The sequence below is a fragment of the Aeromonas sp. 1805 genome, from assembly GCF_013085525.1.
GTDB classification, from domain to species: domain Bacteria; phylum Pseudomonadota; class Gammaproteobacteria; order Enterobacterales; family Aeromonadaceae; genus Aeromonas; species Aeromonas hydrophila.
On sequence record NZ_CP038515.1, the window covers coordinates 1260686 to 1280602 of the forward strand.

Sequence of the window (19917 nt, forward strand, 5' to 3'; positions counted from 1 at the left end):
GGTGTCAGCTCCTCTCGTCTCAGTACCACTTGTGCAGATCCATGCCCTGATAGAGGGACGCCACCTCATCGGCATAGCCATTGAATGGCAAGGTCGGCTGACGCTTGGCCCCGAAGATGCCCCCCTCACCGATGAAGCGCTCGCTGGCCTGACTCCAGCGCGGGTGATCCACCGCCGGATTGACGTTGGCGTAGAAACCGTATTCGTTGGGGGCCAGCAGGTTCCAGGTGGTGGGCGGCATCTCCTCCACCAGCCGGATGGAGACGATGCTCTTGATGCTCTTGAAGCCGTACTTCCAGGGCACCACCAGCCGGATCGGCGCACCGTTCTGGGCCGGCAGCGCCTTGCCGTAGAGCCCCATCGCCAGGAAGGAGAGCGGGTGCATTGCCTCGTCGAGGCGCAGCCCCTCGACATAGGGGTAGTCAATGCCGCCACCGAGGGAACGCGACGCCTGTCCAGGCAACTGTTCCGGATCATAGAGAGTCTCGAAGGCCACGAACTTGGCGCGGCTGGTAGGCTCGGCCCGGCGGATCAGATCCGCCAGCGCGATGCCGCTCCAGGGCAGCACCATGGACCAGGCCTCCACGCAGCGCAGCCGGTAGATGCGCTCCTCCAGCGTGCTCTTGTTGATCAGATCCCACACGTCCAGGGTAAACGGCTTGGCCACCTCCCCTTCCACCTTCAGGGTCCAGGGCTCGGGCTTGAGGTAGTGACCGTTGCGGGCCGGATCCCCCTTGTCGGTGCCGAGCTCGTAGAAGTTGTTGTGGGTGGTAGCCTTCTCCTCTGGCGTGAGGATCAGCCCCTCCGGCCGGGCGGCGGCGTGGATGTTGAGCGCCCGGGTGGCGACCGGCGCCGGCTTGTCGCCAGAGAAGAGATCGAGCACCCCGGCCTGGGTCGGAAACGCCAGAGTGGCGGCGCCGAGCCCCAGCCCTTTCAGGATCAGGCGGCGATCCTGATAGACGGCTTCCGGCGTGACGTCCTGTTCGGTGAGGTGGTGGGCAGAGCGGCGCTTGAGCAACATGGAAAAACTCCCGGGGCGATGAGGGTAACAATCATAAGACCCGCCCCGGCCGAGTTTTATTTCACGGAAAATTACATGAATTGATAGAGAGGCAGTGCCTTGGCCATGGTTCCGACCAGAAACAGCACTACGAACACCAGCAGGGGAACGATCACATTTGGCACCATCAGACTCACTCCATGAGCAGGACAGGGCCTCTAACTATGGAGTAGGGGCCAGCGCCTCACCATGAAATATTTTCGCGAGCGCAAGCGTATTCCTGAGTTGAAATGAGTGATGCAGATCACACACAATCCCGCCCCTGCTTGCCGCCCCTCTTGCGCGGGGTAGGCTCCCTTTTTTCCGAATTTCACTACTGAAGAGTCACGCCATGAGCCCATTGATCGCCATCGCCATCACGACCGGGATCCTCTCCGCCGTCTGGGGCTGGGTCGCCGTTACCCTCGGCCTCATCTCCTGGGTCGGCTTCCTCGGCTGCACCAGCTATTTTGCCTCCAGCGGCGGCTACAAGGCGCTGCTGCAGACCCTGCTGTGCAATGCCAGCGGCATGCTGTGGGCCCTGCTGCTGATCCATGGTGACGCCTGGTGGGGTGCCGGCGTGGCGGGCTACCTGATGACCGGGGTGGTGGCCACCCTGATGTGCGTGCAGGCCAAGCAGCAGTGGCTCGGCTACATTCCCGGCACCTTCGCCGGTTGCTGCGCCACCTTCGGTGCGGCGGGAGAGTGGCGGCTGATCCTGCCGTCGCTGGTAATTGGTGCGCTGTTTGGCTACCTGATGAAGGCGAGCGGCCTCTGGCTCTCCCACAAAACCCAGAAAACCCAGGCCACCGCTGGCGTCACCGACCCGGCCTGATCCCGGCGATGTGGCCGATCCGGTCTGAAACAAGAGGGGCGGTCCGTCATCGACGGGCCGCCCCTCTGTCATTTATCCCTTCGACTTGAAGTTCGCGGCTTCGATGCCGTGCCGATTCAACAGCTTGTAGAAATCGGTGCGGTTTCTGCCCGCCATGTTGGCCGCCAGGGTGACATTGCCCTCGGTGGTGCGCAGCAGCCGGATCAGATACTCCTTCTCGAACTCGGCCCGTGCCTCGTTGAACGAAGGGATGCCGCCACTGCCGCCACTCAGCGCCGACTCCACCATGGCGGCGCCAATCACCGGGCTGCAGCAGAGGCTGGCCAGCTGCTCCACCACGCTGCAGAGCTGGCGCACGTTGCCGGGCCAACCCGCCGCCGCCAGCAGGGCCAGCGCCTCCGGCGAGAAGCCGAGGGCGGCGCAGTCGCCGTGGCGGCTGCGATAATCATCCAGCGCCTGCCTGGCCAGCAGCGGAATGTCTTCACTGCGGGCGCTCAAGGGGGGCAAGGTGATGTTGGCCACGTTGAGCCGATAGAAGAGATCCTCCCGAAAGCGCCCCTCTTCCATCGCCGCCACCAGATCCTGATGGCTGGAGCTGATGACCCGCACCTCGGGCGTGCCCTGGCCGTACTCCTGCAGCACCTGCAGCAGCTTGGCCTGCAGCGATTCCGACAGGTCCCCTATCTCGTCGAGAAACAGGGTCGCTCCCTTGGCCTGTTCAAACAGGCCGGACTGGCCATCCTCGCCGAACAGCTGCAGATCCAGCGCCGCCCACGGCAGCGCGGCACAGTTGATGACATGCAGCGGCTTGTCACGCCGGCTGCTGGCCTGGTGCAGCGCCTGGGTCATGACGCCCTTGCCGGAACCGGAAGGACCCATGATCAGCACGGGCACCTCCATGGCGGCGATGCTGCCAGCCTGGATCAGCAACTGCTCCATCTGCGGGTTGCGGGTCAGGATCAGCGACTGCCAATCCTGTCGCTGCTTTGGGCGCGTCAGGCTCAACGCGTGCTCTATGGTGGCGAACAGCTCATCCTTGTCGATGGGCTTGGTGAGAAAGCTGAACACCCCGGAGCGGGTGGCCTGAATGGCATCGGGAATGGTGCCGTGGGCGGTCATGATGATGACCGGCAGCCCCAGCCACTGGGACTGGATCCGCTCGAACAGCGCCAGCCCATCCATGCCGGCCATGCGCAGATCGCTCAGCACCAGATCGGCCCGTTGCTGGCGCAGCCGGTCCAGCGCCCCTTCGGCACTGTCGGCGGTATCCACCTCATAGCCCTGGCTGCGCAGGCGCATGCTCATCAGCTTGAGCAGGCTGGCATCGTCATCGACCAGCAGGATGCGACTCATTTCAGCGCCTCGCCATTGCCGTTCAGCTTGCGCTGATTGAGTTGATCATCGATGGCGGAGAGTTGCTCGATCTGGCGGCGCAGACGCTGCACCTCCTGACTCTGATCGTCGCGCCGGCTGTCGCGGGCCAGCAGCTCCTCGCCGAGGGCTATCCAGCTGCGCAGGAAGGCCTGGGCATCCAGCCCCAGCTCCGGCAGCAGGCTCTTGAGCTTGTCCAGCCCGGCCCGCCGGCTGGCCACCGACTCGGACGGGTGGGTGTTGACCATGGCCAGGCTGACCCGGCTCTCGATATCGGTCGCCCCCTTGAGGCGCTGGCGCTCCTGGGCCCGCTGCAGGGCATGGCTGGCCAGCAGCCAGTCCGAGTATTGCAGGCGCACCTGCATCTCCTTGTTGGCAAACTCCATCCGTTTGGCGAGGGCGAGATCCGGCGACGCCGCCGGGTCACGCGCTGGCAGCAGGGAACAGCCTGTGAGCAGGCTCATCATCAATACCGGAACAACACATTGTTTCATCTTGGGCTTCACTTCAACGTCAACCGGAAACAGACATCCGCCTGTTCATCTTCAACCAATACCAACTCGCCGCCAAGGCTCATCGCCGATTCCCGGGCGATGGAGAGCCCCATGCCTGAGCCTTTCAGCAGCCCCTGGCGCACAATACTGCCCTGCTCGAAGGGCTCGAAGATCCGCTCCCGCTCGGCCAGCGGAATCGCGGGCCCTTCGTTGGCCACCTCCAGCCAGCTGCCGTTGCCATCCTGCCCGGCACGGATCCAGATCTGCCCGCCGCTGGCGCCGTAACTGACCGCATTGGAGAACAGATTATCGAGGATCAGCCGCAAGCGATATGGCTCGGCCTGCAGGGTGATCGGATCGGTCGGCAAGTGTACACTGATTTGTTTGGATTCCAGCGCCAGCCGGTACTCTGCAGACAATTCTGACAGCAGGGGCGCCAGCGCCACCGGGGTCAGAGTGAACACCTCCTGCTGGCTGAGCCGGTTGAAGTCGAGCAGCCGTTCGATCAGGGTCTGCAGCCGGCGGCTGTTCTCCTCCAGCATCTGGCAGATCTCCTGCTGATCCGGGGTGAGCGGCCCTACAAGCTGCTCGGAGAGCAGATCCGCCCCTTCCCGCAGCACCGCCAGCGGGGTCTTCAGCTCGTGGGAAACGTGGCGCAGGAACTGGTATTTCTGCTGCTCCAGCTCCTTCAATTTATCGTGCAGCCAGACGATCCGCTCCCCCAGCAATACCAGTTCGGCCGGCCCGTCCACCGGGCGTTTGTCCGGTTCCACGCCGGCACCCAGACTCAAGATCCGCGACTCAATCTGACGCACCGGGTGGATGATCAGATAGGTAAACAGCAGCACCAGCAGCAGGCTGAGCACCGCCACGAAACCGCTGACCCACCAGATCTCCGTCATCAGGGCGGCAATGGTCGCCCGCACCCGGCTGACATGCTCGTCTACCTGGCTGCGAGTGATAATCTCAAGCTGCTGATTAACCTGATTAAATTCATCAAATTTGGGGCTGTTTGACTCGGCCTTGGCACGGGCGAGATCCTGCAGGCTGTCGAGCCAGGCGAGCGCCTGCTCGAGACCCGTGTAAGCCTCGGCATCCGGGATGGAACTCTGGTGAGCGGCCAGCAGGCTGCGATAACTCGCCAGCTGCTGCTGATAACTAGCCAGGATGCGCTCATCCCCCAGCACCGCATAGCGACGAAGAGTACGTTCAAGATCAATGGCTTGGGTGGTCAGTAGCGTCGCTCGACGGGTGTCGCGCACCGCCCGTTCCAGCTCGTCGCTGGTCAACTGGCTGAGGTGTTCGAGGGACTGGCTGTCGTGCCAGATCATGCCGCCCAGAGGCATCAACACCAGAACGAACCCCATCAATACCACTTGCAGCAGGGAGCGTGGGCGTACCTTGGTCATCTTGGACTATCTCAATTCAGCAGGGGTGGGTCAGCATATCTGCACTCCCCCAAAAAGCAAAACCGGCCAGAGGGCCGGTTCATGCTGCAGCTTGGGCATCACGCCAGACCGACGGATGCCACACAGATAATCAGGATCATGGCCAACGCGCCAGATGCGGTCAGCAGTGCCCATTTCAGTTCCACGCTCATGCAAACCTCCTTTCTTGCCAAGATGATAGAGCCTGATCACAACAGACAAACCGATGTTAATGCATAGTTAACCCGATAACCGTGAGCTGTGTATGAATTTCAGATGAGCCCCATCCAAGGACCGGTGACATGTTCTATCTGTGTAGCATTGGATCGAATCTTGACCCCCATCAGCACGTCAGTCAGGCGGTCGGCGAGCTGCTCGTTCACTTTGGCCGCCTGCAGCTGAGCTCGGTGATCCAGACCAAGCCGGTCGGGATGCACTCCAGCCATGATTTCCTCAACTGCCTGTTCGTCGCCGAGAGCGAGCTGGCACCGCACCAGCTCAAGGCACACTTCGTCGCCATGGAGCTGGCCCACGGCCGGGATCGCAGCGATCCGCGCTGCAAGGTGCTGGACCGGCCGCTGGACATCGACATCCTGGCCAGCAGCCAGAGCGATGACTTCTCCACCGCCCGGGTCGACGCCTATCTCGACGAGCTGCTGGCGGAGCTCTATGGCCGTGGCCAGGTGCATGATCGCAAGGTGACCCTGCCGCTGCACACCCGCTTGATGGCGGGCAAGGTGATCGAGGAGCGCCAGGTCGGCCTCGCCCCCATCGCCCTGCAGCAGGAGATGGCGACCCCGGCCGCGCTCCTGCGCTGACCCCTAGATGACGGCCAGACTGCGGCCACCATCCACCCGGATGCTGGCCCCGGTCATGTAGTCGTTCTGCATCAACAGCTGAACCGCCTGCCAGATGGGCGCCAGCCCCCCTTCCCGCGCCAGCGGCGTCTTCGCCAGCACCTGCTGGCGCCACGCATCGCCATGTTCGTCGAGAAACAGGATGGGGCCCGGCTCTATGGTATTGACCCGGACGGCGGGTGCCAGCTCGCGGGCAAAGCTCATGGCCAACGAGTGGGCCCCCGCCTTGGTGGCCACATAGCTGGCAAACTGGGGTGCCGGCGCGTGGATGTAGATGTCGGTGATATGGATGATGCCGGCATTGGCGTTGCGCGCCAGCTGGGACGCCAGCGCGCGGTTTAGCTGGAAGGGGGCCGCCATGTGCACCCGGTAGAACTGATCAAACTGGGCCAGTTGCGCCGCCGGATCCGCCGCCTGCGGCTCAAACGCCGAGGCGTTGTGGATCACCAGCGCCAGATCCTGATGGACGGCCAGCGCCTCGATCAGCTTGCCGACCTCCTCCTCGCGCGCGAAATCCGCCTGCACCAGCTCGACCCCCAGCGCTCGCAGCCGCGCCAGCTCGGGTCGCTCGCTGCGATAGCTGCCCGTCACCTGCCAACCCGCCGCCACCAACTGTTCGCACAGATAGAAACCAAGCCGGCGGCCACACCCCGTCACCAATGCACGCATACCCTCTCCTTGATTGTCCGGCCGGGGAATACCTATCGATCCCCACGGCACAAGCCATTGGCCGTGGCCGCCACCCGGCGGGCATAGTGGCGCCATTGCCACCTTAACGGAGCCACTTCCATGTTACAGATCCGCGATCACATGAGCCGTTTGACCCACTCCCTCACCCCGCAGCTCGGCCTGGCCGAGGCGCTGGATCGGCTGCATGACTCAGGCCTGAGCGGCCTGCCGGTGCTGGACCCGCAGCAACGGCTGATCGGTTTTCTCTCCGAACAGGATTGCATCCCGAGCCTGCTCACCGGCAGCTATCACTGCGATACCCGCACCCGGGTGGAGGACCTGATGAGCCGGACACCGCTCTCGGTCAGCCCGGATGACAGCATACTGGATCTGGCCAGCCAGATGACCGAGGCCAGACCCAAGGTCTATCCGGTACTGGAGGGGAACCGGGTAGTCGGCATCATCAGCCGCCGGCAGGTCATGCAGGCCCTCAACGCCCAGATGAAGGGCTGCCTGCCCACCTAAATCTGGTAGCGCCTCTTGTCGCCGATATCGAAGTGCAGCGGCATGCGCCACTTGGCCAGGGAGAGCAGACAGAGCAGCAACCCGCACACCAGCTCCACCAGGGCGGCGGCCCAGCCGATGCCGGCCAGCTCCAGCAACCACAACAGGGGCAGCAGCAAGGGGACCGCCCTGATCCCCGGAATGGCGAAGCAGAACTGCTCCTTGAAGGCCAGCCCCGCCAGTGTGGCCAACGCCGCCCCCAGCACCAGCACATCCGGTGCCCCGCTCGCACTGAGCAGCAGGGCGCCCCAGCCCAGCCCCTGCAGCACAAAGCGAATGCGCTTGTCATAGACATGCAGGCATAACCCGCATACCCCGCTGGCCACGGCCAGCGCCACCAGCCAGCTCGCCGGCGCCAAAAAATCCTGCCCGAGCAGCAGGCTTGCCCCTCGACACAGCAGCAGCAAGGCTGCCAGACTCAAGCCAAGGCGATAGAGGCAGACCGACACTCTGTCGATGCCGTCCAGCTCGCTTTCAATTTCAGGGTTTGCCATCGGCGGTCGCCTCTGTTGCAGGTAGGGGCCAATATACTTGAATTATGCCCGCGAGCGATTCCCTATTCCGTGCAGGAGATGTGGTTTGCGAAGATTCATTCTGCTCTGCCTGTTGTTCCCCCTCTGGCTGCAGGCCAAAGAGTTGATCATCGGTGGCACCCTGGAGCCGCCGCTGAAGTTTCTGGATGCACAGGGTGTTCCCCATGGTCTGGACGTGGATGTGGTCAGCACCATCTTCGGCAAGCTGCGCATTCCCATCCGCATCGAGCTGACCGACTCCGGCGCCCGGCTGACCCGCAACGCCGAGACCGGGGTGTACGACCTGGTGATGACCCACTCCTACAAGCCGGAGCGGGAACGCTATCTGCTCTACCCGCAGCAGGCCCACCTGCGCCACAGCTGGCACTTCTTCGTGCGAAAGGCCGACCTGCTGAAGATCCGCTACGACACGCTGGCGGACCTCAAACCCTGGCGCATCGGCATCACCAAGGACTTCTCCTATACCCCGGAGCTGACCGCCGCCCTCGCCGATCCGGCCTATCACTTCCAGGAGATCCCCATCAACCAGCTGCAGTTGCGCAAGCTGATCGCCGGGCGCATCGACGTGGTACCCATGCCGCTGGTCACCGCCTTCGCCCAGATCAAGGAGGAGGGGCTGGAGGGCAAGCTCGATTACCTGCCCAAGCCGCTCAAGGCCAGCCCTTACTACACCGTCTGGACCAAGGCCAGGGCCGATGCAACCACCCCGGCCCTGATGGCGGCCTACGACGCCGAACTGCTGCGCATGAAGCGCGACGGCCGGCTCAAGGCCATCTACGACCACTACGGCATCCCCTATATCGAGCCCTGAACCCGACCGTCAGGGCTGCACGTCTCGCAAGATCGGGCTCTGCAGTGAAATCAGGGTTTCGCCTGTGAAATGGAACTCCCGCGTCCCTCAGCCCTTAAGGCTTCACATCCCGTAAGATCGGGCACTGCAATGAAATCAGGGTTTCGCATGTGAAATGGATCTCCCGCGTCCCTCAGTCCTTAAGGCTTCACATCCCGCAAGATCGGGTTTTGCAGCGAGATTAACGTCTCGGTGGACTGGATCTCGTCGATGGTCTGGATCTTGTGGATCAACACGGTCTGCAACTCGTCGATGGAACGGGTCATCACCTTCATGAAGATGCTGTAGTGGCCGGTGGTGTAGTAGGCCTCCACCACTTCGTCCAGCGCCTGCAGCTTGGCCAGCGCCGAGGGGTAATCCTTGGCGCTCTTCAGATTGATGCCGATGAAGCAGCAGACGTCGTAGCCCAGCTTCTTGGGGTTCACCTGAACTCGCGTTCCCTCGATGATGCCCGCCTGCTTCATCTTCTCCACCCGCACATGGATGGTGCCCGGACTGACCAGCAGTTGTTTGGCAAGCTCGGCATAGGGAATGCGCGCATTCTCCATCAGAGCGGTGAGGATGGCCTGATCGAGATTATCGATCCGATAATTTTCCGGCACTTTTTTGCACTCCCTTTGATGATTCCTCATTAATTACCGGTGTATTTTGAAGAAAAAAATACACAAAGCCTATTTCTATTATCGAATATTGAATTTAGTTGGCAATCTGTTGAAGAATCCTCACATCCAACGGGTTCAAGACAGGTATTCAGCATGAAACAGCACTACATTCGCAGCCAGCAACAGATCAGCTTCGTCAAAGAGATGTTCTCCCGCCAACTCGCCCAGCAACTGGGTCTGATGGAGGTGCAAGCCCCCATCCTGAGCCGGGTCGGAGATGGCACTCAGGACAACCTCTCTGGCCACGAGAATGCAGTGCAGGTCAAGGTGAAGACCCTGCCTGAGCACAGCTACGAAGTGGTGCACTCACTGGCCAAATGGAAGCGCCAGACCCTGGGCCGCTTCGGTTTCGGCCCGGGCGAAGGCATCTACACCCACATGAAGGCGCTGCGTCCGGACGAGGATCGCCTCACCCCCATCCACTCCGTCTACGTGGATCAGTGGGACTGGGAGAAGGTGATGCCGAGCGAGCGCCGCGATCTGGCCTACCTGCAGGAAACCGTGCGCGGCATCTGGGCTGCCATCAAGGCTACCGAGCGCGCGGTCTGCGCCGAGCACGAGCTGACTCCCTTCCTGCCGGCCGAGATCCAGTTCCTGCACAGCGAAGAGCTGCTGACCCGCTACCCGGACCTCGATGCCAAGGGGCGTGAGCGGGCCATCGCCAAGGAGCTGGGTGCCGTGTTCCTGATCGGCATCGGCGGTGCACTCTCCCACGGTGAGCGCCACGACGTGCGTGCCCCGGACTACGACGACTGGAGCAGCCACAGCGAGCTGGGACTGGCCGGTCTGAACGGTGACATCCTGGTGTGGAACCCGGTGCTGCAGGACAGCTTCGAGATCTCCTCCATGGGGATCCGGGTCGACGCCGAGGCGCTGCGCCGCCAGCTGGCCATCACCGGCGATGAGGATCGCCTGCAGTACGACTGGCACCAGGATCTGCTGGCCGCACGGATGCCGCAAACCATCGGCGGCGGCATCGGCCAATCCCGTCTGGCCATGCTGCTGCTGCAAAAAGAGCATATCGGTCAGGTCCAGGTCGGCGTCTGGCCGGCCGAGATGAAAGCCGCCGTGCAAGGCATGCTGTAACAAATGAAAGCCATGCCGGCGTCATCGCGCTGGCATGGCAACAGGCAGGTGGCCGTCGGGGTTGAGCGAGCGCATCCCCGGCAGGCTGTAAGACGCGAGGCCAGCAGTGGCCGCGCTTCGCAATCGGGGGCTTGCCCCTGCGACCCGCTCAACCCACGTCAGGTCGCTTCACTACATTCCTCCCGGCAATCTTCGGATTGCCGCTTTTTTTACGCCGAAAAACTGTGCTCGAACCCGGCCCCGATCTGGCGCTGGCGCGGCAACTCCGCCTTTCTGCTGCCGGTGCAGTGGCAGGCAAACAACTGATCCACCGCCTCTTCCTGCAGATAGGCAGCGAGCGCCACCGCCCGCTGTGGGCCGGAAAACTTCAGGTGCAGGCCGCCGATGACGGCGTGGATCCGCTCGTCGCCACACACCTCCTTGGCCCGCTCAATGATGTTCTCGACCCCGGCGTGGCCACAGCCGATAAAGACGATGAGCCCCTGCTCACTCTTGTAGGCCAGCGCCGAGTCGTCGCTGATGAGGTCTTTCTCCACCCGCCCACCCCGCACTATGTAGCCAAGCAGCGAAGGCGCAGCCCGGTCGCGCCGCACAATGCTGCCGAGGAACACCAGACGATCCGAGAGCCACACCGGCTCGGCCGAGCAATGGGGGAGCAAGCCTCTGGCCGGCAGCGACTCCCAAGCCAGCGCCCCCGACAGGCGATAGAGGTTTCGCCGCCAGAAGGGCAGCGACAGGAAGTAGCCCCGCTCGCAGAACACATCCGGACAGACGATGAGCGGAATGGGTCTTGGATAGGCAGGCAGCGAGCTGACCCCGCCCACATGGTCGTAATGCCCGTGAGAGAGCACCACATGGGTGAGCGAGGCGAGATCGATCCCCATCGCGGCGGCGTTGTGGCGCAGCGCCCGGCCACGACCGCTATCAAACAGCACCCTGAGGCCGTCACACTCCAGCAGCAGCGCCAACCCTCGCTCGGGCAGACAGCCAGGCAGATGAACGTCGTCATCCACCAGCACGGAAAACTTCAGCATCTCGCTTCCCCTGAAAACAAAACGCAGGCACGAGGCCTGCGTTTTTCATCGACAATCCCGTTACTGGGTCATGGTGAGGCCATTGCTGTCGGCCCCCAGCACCAGCTTTTTGCCCGGCACGATGCGGCCGGAGAGCAGCGCCTGCGCCAGCGGGTTCTCCACCTTGTGCTGGATCGCCCGCTTGAGGGGACGCGCCCCGTAGACCGGATCGAACCCGGCGTGCACCAGTTTCTCGAGCAGCGCCTCGCTCACCTCCACCTCGTAACCCTGGGCCTCGAGACGACCCATCAGGCTCTTGAGCTGGATGCGGGCGATGGACTTGATGTGCTCCTCGCCGAGCGGGTGGAACACCACTGTCTCGTCGATCCGGTTGATGAACTCCGGCCGGAAGCTGCGGGTCAGCACCTCCATCAGCATGCCCTTCATCTCGTCGTAGTCCTTCTCGGAGTGGTGCTCCTGAATGAGATCCGACCCGAGGTTGGAAGTCATGATCACCACCGAGTTGCGAAAATCGACGGTACGACCCTGACCATCGGTCAGGCGGCCATCGTCCAGCACCTGCAGCAGGATGTTGAACACATCAGGGTGTGCCTTCTCCACTTCATCCAGCAGGATCACCGAGTAGGGGCGACGGCGTACCGCCTCGGTCAGATAACCGCCCTCCTCGTAACCCACGTATCCCGGAGGCGCCCCCACCAGACGGGCCACGCTGTGTTTCTCCATGAACTCCGACATGTCGATCCGCACCATGGCGTCCTGGGTATCGAACAGGAACTCGGCCAGCGCCTTGCACAGCTCGGTCTTGCCCACCCCGGTGGGCCCCAGGAACAGGAAGGAGCCGATGGGGCGGTTCGGGTCGGACAGCCCGGCACGGGAGCGGCGAATGGCGTTGGAAACCGCCTCGACCGCCTCTTCCTGGCCGATCACCCGGCTGTGCAGCTGATCTTCCATCCGCAGCAGCTTGTCGCGCTCCCCTTCCAGCATGCGGGCCACCGGAATGCCGGTCCAGCGGGCCAAGACATCGGCGATCTCCACGTCGGTGACCCGGTTGCGCAGCAGGCTGGTCTCCTGCATCTCGGCCTGGGTGGCGAGATCCAGCTGTTTCTCCAGCTCCGGAATGCGGCCGTACTGCAGCTCGGACATCCGGCCCAGATCGCCTGCGCGGCGCGCCACGTCGAGATCCTGGCGGGCCTGCTCGAGGGCCGCCTTGATGTGCTGGGTGCCGGCGAGGGCGGCCTTCTCGGCCTTCCACACCTCATCCAGCTCGTTGTATTCACGATCTTTTTCGCTGATTTCCTGATTGATCAACTCGAGCCGCTTGCGACTGGCGTCATCATCCTCCTTCATCAGCGCCTGCTGCTCCAGCTTGAGCTGGATGATGCGCCGCTCGAGCCGGTCGAGGGACTCGGGCTTGGAGTCGATCTGCAGCCGGATGCTGGCCGCCGCCTCGTCGATGAGGTCGATGGCCTTGTCCGGCAGCTGGCGATCCGCGATGTAGCGGTGCGACAGCTGGGCCGCCGCCACGATGGCGGGGTCGGTGATCTGCACATGGTGGTGCAGCTCGTAACGCTCCTTCAGGCCGCGCAGGATGGCAATGGTGTCCTCCACGCTCGGCTCCTCCACCAGCACCTTCTGGAAGCGGCGCTCCAGCGCGGCATCCTTCTCGATGTACTGACGGTACTCGTCCAGGGTGGTAGCACCGACGCAGTGCAGGTCGCCACGGGCCAGCGCCGGTTTGAGCATGTTGCCCGCATCCATGGCGCCTTCACCCTTGCCGGCGCCAACCATGGTGTGCAGCTCGTCGATGAAGAGGATGACGTTGCCCTCCTCCTTGGCCAGATCGTTCAGCACGGCCTTGAGCCGCTCTTCGAACTCGCCGCGATACTTGGCACCGGCCACCAGCGCCCCCATGTCCAGCGACAGCACCCGCTTGTTCTTGAGCCCTTCCGGCACTTCACCGTTGATGATGCGCTGGGCCAGCCCTTCGACGATGGCGGTCTTGCCGACACCGGGAGCACCGATCAGCACCGGGTTGTTCTTGGTACGGCGTTGCAGCACCTGGATGGTGCGGCGGATCTCGTCATCCCGGCCGATCACCGGGTCGAGCTTGCCGATCTCGGCCCGCTCGGTCAGATCGATGGTGTATTTCTCCAGCGCCTGGCGATTCTCCTCGGCGTTGGCATCTTCCACCTTCTTGCCGCCACGCACCTTGTCGATGGCCGCTTCGAGTTTCTCCTTGGTCAGCCCCTGGGCACGCAGCAGCTCGCCCAGCGTCCCCTTCTCGTCGAGGGCCGCCAGCACGAACAGCTCGGATGAGATGAACTGATCCTTGCGCTGCTGAGCCAGCTTGTCGCAGACGTTGAGCAGCCGGCCGAGGCCGTTGGAGAGCTGCACGTCCCCTTCCACGCCGCTGACGCGCGGCAGGCGATCCAGCTCCTCGCCGAGGCGCGAGCGCAGGGAATTGATGTCCATCCCGGTCAGGGTGAGCAGCGGACGGATGGAGCCGCCATCCTGGTTGACCAGGGCGGTCATCAGGTGAACGGGTTCGATGAATTGGTGGTCACGACCCAGTGCCAAAGACTGGGCATCGGAAATAGCAATCTGGAATTTGCTGGTCAGGCGATCGAGGCGCATTGCACTCCCCCTTTCAAGACAGACGCCGCTTGCGCGGCAAACAACATAACTTTCTGAGATGAAAGATGAGGCCCGTACGGACTATTTCAAGGGGCGAGGCTGGTTATTTTTTCTGCAAAGCGGGAAGCAGGCGGGATCCCCGCCCGGCAAGATGCAGGGCGGGGAGCGTCGTCAGGGCGCCAGCCAGATAATCGAGGCCATGCGGCCGGTCTGGCCGTTGCGACGATAAGAGTAGAATTGCTCGCTGTCGCTGTAGGTGCAATGTTCACCGCCATAGACGGCGGTGACGCCGGCGCGGGCGAGGCGCAGCCGGGCCAGCTGGTAGATATCCGCCAGCCATTTCCCTTCGTTGGGCGAAGGGACGAACGCAGCCGCCGCCTCGGCCTGCTCGGCCATAAAGGCCTCGCGCACCTCGCCACCCACTTCAAACGCAGTAGGGCCGATGGCCGGACCCAGCCAGGCCAGGATCTCGCCCGGCTCGCAGCCCATGGCGGCGATACTCGCCTCCAGTACGCCACCCTGCAGCCCACGCCAACCGGCGTGAGCGGCAGCCACCACGGTACCGGCCCGATCGCAGAACAGCACCGGCAGGCAGTCGGCGGTCATCACGATGCAGGCCTGACCCGCCTCACGGGCGCAGGCGGCATCCGCATCCGGCGCACAGCCGTAGTCGCGGCTGACGGGATGCACCGCGGTACCGTGCACCTGATTGAGCCAGTTGAGAGTGCCGGGGATCCCCGCTGCCTGCTGCAGCCGGGTCCGGTTGGTCTCGACCCTGGCCGGCTCGTCCCCCACGTGGGCCCCCAGGTTGAGGCCGGCAAAGACCCCCTCGCTGATACCGCCGTCACGGGTGGTCGACAGGGCGCTGACCTTGGCCGGTGCCGGCCAATCGGGTTCGATCCATTTCATCTGTGGCTCCTTTCCTTCATATAAAACGGGGCCCCTTGGCTGCAACCAGTCAAGGGGCCCCATATCAGGTCATGCAGGGCGGGTTACGGCAAGAATCGTCGCAGAGCCGCCCTCTTCATCAGTTCCAGACCAGATCGTCCGGATTGGCCAAGGTATCAGCTCGCAGCACTTCCATCAGGTCCAGCATGTCCTGCGGCGTGGGGGAATGCCATTCCATCACTTCACCCGTGATGGGATGTGCCAGCTTCAGCATGGTGGCATGCAGTGCCTGACGATGGAAGCCACGCAGGGCCTCGGTCAGCTCGGGGGTGGCATTGCGCAGCAGACGCAGACGGCCACCGTAGGCGGGATCCCCCACCAGCGGGTGCTTGATGTGGGCCATGTGGACGCGGATCTGGTGGGTACGACCGGTTTCCAGTCGCAGCCGCAGACGGGTGTGGCCACGGAACTTCTCGTGCACCCGATAGTGGGTGACGGACTCGCGTCCATTGGGCACCACGGCCATGTGGGTACGCTGGGTCGGGTGACGGCCGATGGGGGCATCGACGGTACCGCCTGCGGTCATGTGACCGATGGCAATGGCTTCGTACTCACGGGTGATCTGGCGCGCTTGCAGCGCTTCCACCAGGTGGGTCTGGGCCGGGATGGTCTTGGCGACCACCATCAGACCCGTGGTGTCTTTATCCAGACGGTGCACGATACCGGCGCGGGGCACCTCGGCGATGGCGGGATAGCGGTGCAACAGGGCGTTGAGAATGGTGCCATCCGGCGTGCCGGCGCCCGGGTGGACCACCAGACCGGCCGGCTTGTCGATCACCAGAATGTGTTCATCTTCATAGACGATGTTGAGCTCGATATTCTGGGCATCCCAACGGGTATCATCCGCCAGCTCGACATCCACATGTACCTTCTGCCCGGCCAGCACTTTCTCGCGCGGGGTATTGGCAACCTGACCATCCAGGGTCACTCTGTCCTGTAAAATCCACTCCTTGATGCGGGTGCGGGAGTAGTCTGGAAACAATTCAGCCAGGGCCTGGTCGAGTCTCTGCCCGAATTGGTGATCCTGGAATTCGCCTGTCAGTTCAATATGCTGGCTCATGTATGGTCTCTTGAGCGGGGGGTATCAATTCGAAATAATCCGGGTATTCTAGCTTTTCTTTTAGCCAAGCATAACGGATACTTTGCCAATTTCGTGGAAATGGACCGGATGTTGTTGATGGGAAAGAAGTCTCACCTGCTGATGTCGCTCGCCTTGGTCGCTACCTTGATCACAGGCTGTTCCAGCACCAAACCCAAGGTACCGGACGAACCGCCGGAGACCCTGTACCAGAAAGCACGCCTCAAGCTGGATGCCGGTAACTACCTGAATGCTATCGAGTTACTGGAAGCCTTGGACTCGCGCTATCCTTTCGGCGCCTACTCCAACCAGGTTCAGCTCGACCTCATTTACGCCTACTACAAGCAGGATGATACTGCCCAGGCGATCGCCAATATCGACCGTTTTATCCGCCTCAATCCGGCGCATAAAAATATCGACTACGTATTCTACATGCGCGGTCTGACCAACATGGCCGGCGATTACAACTTCTTCCAGGACTTCCTGGGCATCAATCGGGACGACAAAGACCCTTCCTATGCCCGTCAGGCCTTCCAGGATTTCAAGACCCTGTTGCAGAACTACCCCAACAGCGTCTATGCCGCCGATGCCCGTGCCCGCATGATAGGTCTGAAGAACCGGCTTGCCCGTTACGACCTGAGCGTGGCCGAGTACTACGTGAAGCGCGATGCGCTGATCGCCGCCGCCAACCGCGCCAAGCTGATCGTCGAGACCTATCCCGACACGGCCGAAACCGAGAAGGCGCTGGAGATCATGATCAACTCCTACGACAGCCTGAAGATGCCGACCCTGGCCCAGCATGCCCGCGAAGTGCTGGCCAAGAACTACCCGGACAATCGTCTCGGCCGCGGCTGACTCGCAGCAACGTAATGAAAAACCGGAGCCACTGGCTCCGGTTTTTTTATGGGCGCTTTTCATGGATGACATGACCATCAGTCCCTTCCCCCCGTGCCGGCGGCATGGGGAGAGACGGCGCACATCAGCCACGCCGTCATGCCGTGCGTTACTTGGCGACGTTGCCCGCCACGTTGAGCACATCCCAGGTGCGGGAGAAGGGCGGCGCATAGGCAAAGTCCAGCATGCCGAGCTGCTCGGTGGTCACCCCCATGGTGATGGCGACCGCCAGCGCGTCGATGCGGTGTACCGCCCCCTTGCGACCGAGGATCTGGCCCCCCAGCAGCCGCTTGCTGCCTGCCTCATAGACCAGCTTGACGTGAATGTCGGACTGGCCCGGGCAGTAGTTGGTATGGCACTTGTCCTTGATCACCACGGTGCGGTAATCAATCCCCATCGCCTTGGCCTCCTGCTCGGAGAGGCCGGTACGGCCCGCCTCCAGCCCCAACACCTTGAGCGCCGCAGAACCCAGAGTGCCCGGGAACTCCTGCTCGGCCCCCGCCAGGTTCTCGCCCACCATGCGCCCCAGCTTGTTGGCGATGGTGGCGAGCGGCACATAGACCTGCTGCTGCTTCACGGCGTGCCAGACGCTGGCACAGTCACCGGCCGACCAGACGTTGGCCAGCGAGCTGCGCCCCTGCCGGTCCACCTTGATGGCACCGTTGCCGAGCCGCTCGATGCCGGTATCGGCCAGGAACTCGGTATTGGGTTTGACCCCGGTGCAGACCACCACGATATCGGCTTCGTACTCACCCTGGCTGGTCCGCACGCCGGTCACCCGGCCCTCCCCCAGTAGCGCTTCAACTCGCTCACCCAGATGGAGAGAGACACCCTGCTCGCGCAGTTCGGTTTCGATGTGCTGGGTGATCTCGCCGTCAAACGCATCGGGGATAACCCGCTCCGCCAGCTCGATCAGACGCACTTCTTTACCCTGATGCACCAGTGCCTCCACCACCTCCAGCCCGATAAAGCCGGAGCCGATCACCAGGGCACGGCCGTTGGCCTTGTCCTGCACGGCGGCCTTGAGGGCCAACCCGTCGGCCATCCGACGCAGACCGAATACCCCTTCCTGCTGCAGGCCGGGGATGGGGGGCATCACTTCGCGGGCGCCGGTGGCGATCATCAGCCGATCGTAACGATCGGTGAAGGTGTCGCCCTTGTGCTCCACGGTCAGCGTCTGCGCGGTGGCATCCAGGCCCAGCACCCGGTGGCCGGTCTTGACCTCGATCCCCTTGGCGGCGAACTGCTCCGGGGTGAACTCGGCCATGTAGCCGGGCTCCTGAAACTCGTCGCCAACGAAGTAGGGCAGACCACAGGCACCGAAGGAGATCACCTCGGATGCCTCATACACCACTATCTCGGCCTCTTTGGCCAGTCGGCGCGCCTTGGCCGCCGCACTCATGCCGGCGGCTTCGCCACCGATGATCACGATTCTCATACTCGCTCCTTTCCATGCAACGGGGAGGGCATGCCCTCCCCGCTCTTCATTGGTTGCTCGCCGGGGCAAGAGTCGACTCCCCCGGACAGACGGATCAGATGGTCGACTCTTCGCCGTCCAGACACACCTCATGCTCGCTGTTGAATACCGCCATGTCGGTCTCCCCCAGCAGACGGCTGGTGACGGTACCGGCGGTGATGGAGCCGGAGACGTTCAGCGCAGTACGGCCCATGTCGATCAGCGGCTCGATGGAGATGAGCAGACCGGCCAATGCCACCGGGAAGTCCAGCGCGGAGAGCACGATCAAGGCGGCGAAGGTGGCGCCGCCGCCAATGCCTGCCACCCCGAAGGAGCTGACGGTGATGATGGCGATCAGGGTCATGATGAAGCCCGGATCCATGGGGTTGACCCCCACGGTCGGCGCAATCATCACCGCCAGCATGGCCGGATAGATGCCGGCGCAGCCGTTCTGGCCGATGGTCGAACCGAACGAGGCGGCGAAGTTGGCGATCCCTTCAGGAATGCCGAGCGCCTTGGTCTGGGTCTGCACGTTCATCGGGATGGAGCCCGCACTGGTGCGGGAGGTGAAGGCAAAGGCCAGCACCGGCATGATCTTCTTCAGGAAGCGAGCCGGGTTGATGCCCACCAGGCTCACCAGCAGCAGGTGCACCGCAAACATGATGGCGATGGCGCCGTAGGAGGCCATGACGAAGCTAAGCAGATTGAGGATATCGGCATAGTTGGAGCCGGACACCACCTTGGTCATCAGCGCCAGCACGCCGTAGGGGGTGAGGCGCAGCACCAGGGTCACCATCCGCATCACGATGACGTGGGCAACCTGCATGAAGTGACCGAAACTCGCGAAGATCTCCGGCTTCTTGCGGGCGATGCCGGTGGCCGACAAACCGATGAAGATGGAGAAAATCACCACGGCGATGGTGGAAGTCTTGCGCGCGCCCGTCATGTCGAGGAAGGGGTTGGCCGGGATGAACTCCAGCACCATCTTGGCAAAGGACATGCTCTCGACGCTGCCGAGGGTGGTCTGCAGGGCCGCGCCACGAGCGGTCTCGGCGGCGCCGGCGGTGAGCCCCTCGGCGGTCAGGCCGAACAGGTTGGACATCAGGATGCCCGCCCCGGCGGCGATCATGGTGGTGAAGATCAGCACGCCTATGGTCATGGCGCTGATCTTGCCGAGCGCGGTACCGCCGTTGAGCTTGAGGATGGCGCCGATGATGGAGACCATGATGAGCGGCGTGATGATCATCTGCAGCAGCTGCACATAACCGCTGCCGACGATGTCCAGGTAGTCGCCGGTCTGTACCAGCACGTCGGAACCGGCGCCGTAGAGCAGCTGCAGGGCGGCACCGAACAGGATGCCCAGCCCCAGCCCCGAGAAGACCCGGCGGGTGAAGCTGACGTGGGTTTGCTGCAACCGATAGAGAAACAGCAGCAACATGACCAGGATGGCCAGATTACCTATAACGCTAAGAGTCATGACGATATT

20 protein-coding genes are annotated in these 19917 nt (G+C 63.0%); 6 read left to right on the forward strand and 14 right to left on the reverse strand.

The genetic code is table 11. From position 1 onward, the window contains the following. Positions 1-19 precede the first annotated feature (19 nt). A complete protein-coding gene (gene msrP / locus E5E96_RS06035) occupies positions 20-1021 on the reverse strand; it encodes a protein-methionine-sulfoxide reductase catalytic subunit MsrP (protein ID WP_171281737.1) in 1002 nt (333 codons plus the stop codon). 370 nt (positions 1022-1391) lie between these two features. Here msrP and E5E96_RS06040 point away from each other — a divergent pair, with 370 nt between their 5' ends. Then, the gene (locus tag E5E96_RS06040) at positions 1392-1874 is read left to right on the forward strand and encodes a DUF1097 domain-containing protein (protein WP_011707721.1); all 483 of its coding nucleotides are present in this window, start codon (positions 1392-1394) and stop codon (positions 1872-1874) included. Between the two features lie 72 nt (positions 1875-1946). On the opposite strand, the gene E5E96_RS06045 is transcribed toward E5E96_RS06040, so the two are convergent. The 4 genes from E5E96_RS06045 to E5E96_RS06060 form a co-directional block, all read right to left on the reverse strand. Continuing rightward, positions 1947-3227 (reverse strand): sigma 54-interacting transcriptional regulator, encoded by a 1281-nt coding sequence (locus E5E96_RS06045; protein ID WP_011707722.1) that lies wholly within the window; start codon positions 3225-3227, stop codon positions 1947-1949. Then, positions 3224-3739: a hypothetical protein gene (locus E5E96_RS06050; RefSeq protein WP_171281738.1), complete on the reverse strand. Its 516-nt coding sequence runs from the start codon at positions 3737-3739 to the stop codon at positions 3224-3226. Before E5E96_RS06050 ends, E5E96_RS06045 begins: the two co-directional genes overlap by 4 nt. An 8-nt stretch (positions 3740-3747) precedes the next feature. Continuing rightward, the gene (locus E5E96_RS06055) at positions 3748-5148 is read right to left on the reverse strand and encodes a HAMP domain-containing sensor histidine kinase (RefSeq protein ID WP_011707724.1); all 1401 of its coding nucleotides are present in this window, start codon (positions 5146-5148) and stop codon (positions 3748-3750) included. 98 nt (positions 5149-5246) lie between these two features. Then, positions 5247-5339, reverse strand: a complete 93-nt coding sequence (locus E5E96_RS06060) for a YnhF family membrane protein (RefSeq protein WP_017409791.1) — start codon at positions 5337-5339, stop codon at positions 5247-5249. Between the two features lie 129 nt (positions 5340-5468). Between E5E96_RS06060 and E5E96_RS06065 the strand changes: the two genes are divergently transcribed. Next, positions 5469-5984, forward strand: coding sequence for a 2-amino-4-hydroxy-6-hydroxymethyldihydropteridine diphosphokinase (locus tag E5E96_RS06065; RefSeq protein ID WP_011707725.1), 516 nt, complete (start codon positions 5469-5471; stop codon positions 5982-5984). 3 nt (positions 5985-5987) lie between these two features. On the opposite strand, the gene E5E96_RS06070 is transcribed toward E5E96_RS06065, so the two are convergent. Next, complete coding sequence (locus E5E96_RS06070; RefSeq protein WP_171281739.1) at positions 5988-6692, reverse strand: SDR family oxidoreductase; 705 nt, start codon at positions 6690-6692, stop codon at positions 5988-5990. A gap of 120 nt (positions 6693-6812) precedes the next feature. Here E5E96_RS06070 and E5E96_RS06075 point away from each other — a divergent pair, with 120 nt between their 5' ends. Beyond that, positions 6813-7217 carry a CBS domain-containing protein gene (locus tag E5E96_RS06075; RefSeq protein ID WP_171281740.1) on the forward strand — a complete coding sequence of 135 codons (405 nt, stop codon included), beginning with the start codon at positions 6813-6815 and terminating at the stop codon, positions 7215-7217. On the opposite strand, the gene E5E96_RS06080 is transcribed toward E5E96_RS06075, so the two are convergent. Then, positions 7214-7750: a DUF2301 domain-containing membrane protein gene (locus tag E5E96_RS06080; protein ID WP_171281741.1), complete on the reverse strand. Its 537-nt coding sequence runs from the start codon at positions 7748-7750 to the stop codon at positions 7214-7216. The two genes, E5E96_RS06075 and E5E96_RS06080, sit on opposite strands and share 4 nt — an antisense overlap. Positions 7751-7835: 85 nt before the next feature. Between E5E96_RS06080 and E5E96_RS06085 the strand changes: the two genes are divergently transcribed. Next, positions 7836-8600: an ABC transporter substrate-binding protein gene (locus E5E96_RS06085; protein WP_124251372.1), complete on the forward strand. Its 765-nt coding sequence runs from the start codon at positions 7836-7838 to the stop codon at positions 8598-8600. Positions 8601-8779: 179 nt separating this feature from the next. On the opposite strand, the gene asnC is transcribed toward E5E96_RS06085, so the two are convergent. Beyond that, complete coding sequence (gene asnC / locus E5E96_RS06090) at positions 8780-9241, reverse strand: transcriptional regulator AsnC (RefSeq protein WP_011707730.1); 462 nt, start codon at positions 9239-9241, stop codon at positions 8780-8782. Positions 9242-9394: 153 nt separating this feature from the next. Between asnC and asnA the strand changes: the two genes are divergently transcribed. Next, complete coding sequence (gene asnA / locus E5E96_RS06095) at positions 9395-10387, forward strand: aspartate--ammonia ligase (protein ID WP_016352287.1); 993 nt, start codon at positions 9395-9397, stop codon at positions 10385-10387. Between the two features lie 209 nt (positions 10388-10596). On the opposite strand, the gene E5E96_RS06100 is transcribed toward asnA, so the two are convergent. The 4 genes from E5E96_RS06100 to rluD all read right to left on the reverse strand — a co-directional run bounded on the left by E5E96_RS06100 (position 10597) and on the right by rluD (position 16063). Continuing rightward, positions 10597-11421 carry an MBL fold metallo-hydrolase gene (locus E5E96_RS06100; protein WP_171281742.1) on the reverse strand — a complete coding sequence of 275 codons (825 nt, stop codon included), beginning with the start codon at positions 11419-11421 and terminating at the stop codon, positions 10597-10599. 60 nt (positions 11422-11481) lie between these two features. Beyond that, positions 11482-14055 carry an ATP-dependent chaperone ClpB gene (gene clpB / locus E5E96_RS06105; protein WP_024945187.1) on the reverse strand — a complete coding sequence of 858 codons (2574 nt, stop codon included), beginning with the start codon at positions 14053-14055 and terminating at the stop codon, positions 11482-11484. Between the two features lie 171 nt (positions 14056-14226). Continuing rightward, a complete protein-coding gene (gene pgeF, locus E5E96_RS06110) occupies positions 14227-14964 on the reverse strand; it encodes a peptidoglycan editing factor PgeF (protein WP_171281743.1) in 738 nt (245 codons plus the stop codon). Between the two features lie 118 nt (positions 14965-15082). Continuing rightward, positions 15083-16063, reverse strand: a complete 981-nt coding sequence (gene rluD, locus E5E96_RS06115; protein WP_011707736.1) for a 23S rRNA pseudouridine(1911/1915/1917) synthase RluD — start codon at positions 16061-16063, stop codon at positions 15083-15085. Positions 16064-16180: 117 nt separating this feature from the next. On the opposite strand from rluD, the gene E5E96_RS06120 reads away from it, so the two are divergent. After that, positions 16181-16936: an outer membrane protein assembly factor BamD gene (locus E5E96_RS06120; protein WP_017409782.1), complete on the forward strand. Its 756-nt coding sequence runs from the start codon at positions 16181-16183 to the stop codon at positions 16934-16936. A 148-nt stretch (positions 16937-17084) separates the two neighbouring features. Here the strand turns inward: E5E96_RS06120 and E5E96_RS06125 are convergent, their stop codons facing one another. Together E5E96_RS06125 and E5E96_RS06130 are read right to left on the reverse strand one after the other, a co-directional pair. Next, positions 17085-18413 (reverse strand): CoA-disulfide reductase, encoded by a 1329-nt coding sequence (locus tag E5E96_RS06125; protein WP_171281744.1) that lies wholly within the window; start codon positions 18411-18413, stop codon positions 17085-17087. 94 nt (positions 18414-18507) lie between these two features. Further along, positions 18508-19908, reverse strand: a complete 1401-nt coding sequence (locus E5E96_RS06130; protein WP_171281745.1) for an L-cystine transporter — start codon at positions 19906-19908, stop codon at positions 18508-18510. Between the last annotated feature and the right edge of the window lie 9 nt (positions 19909-19917).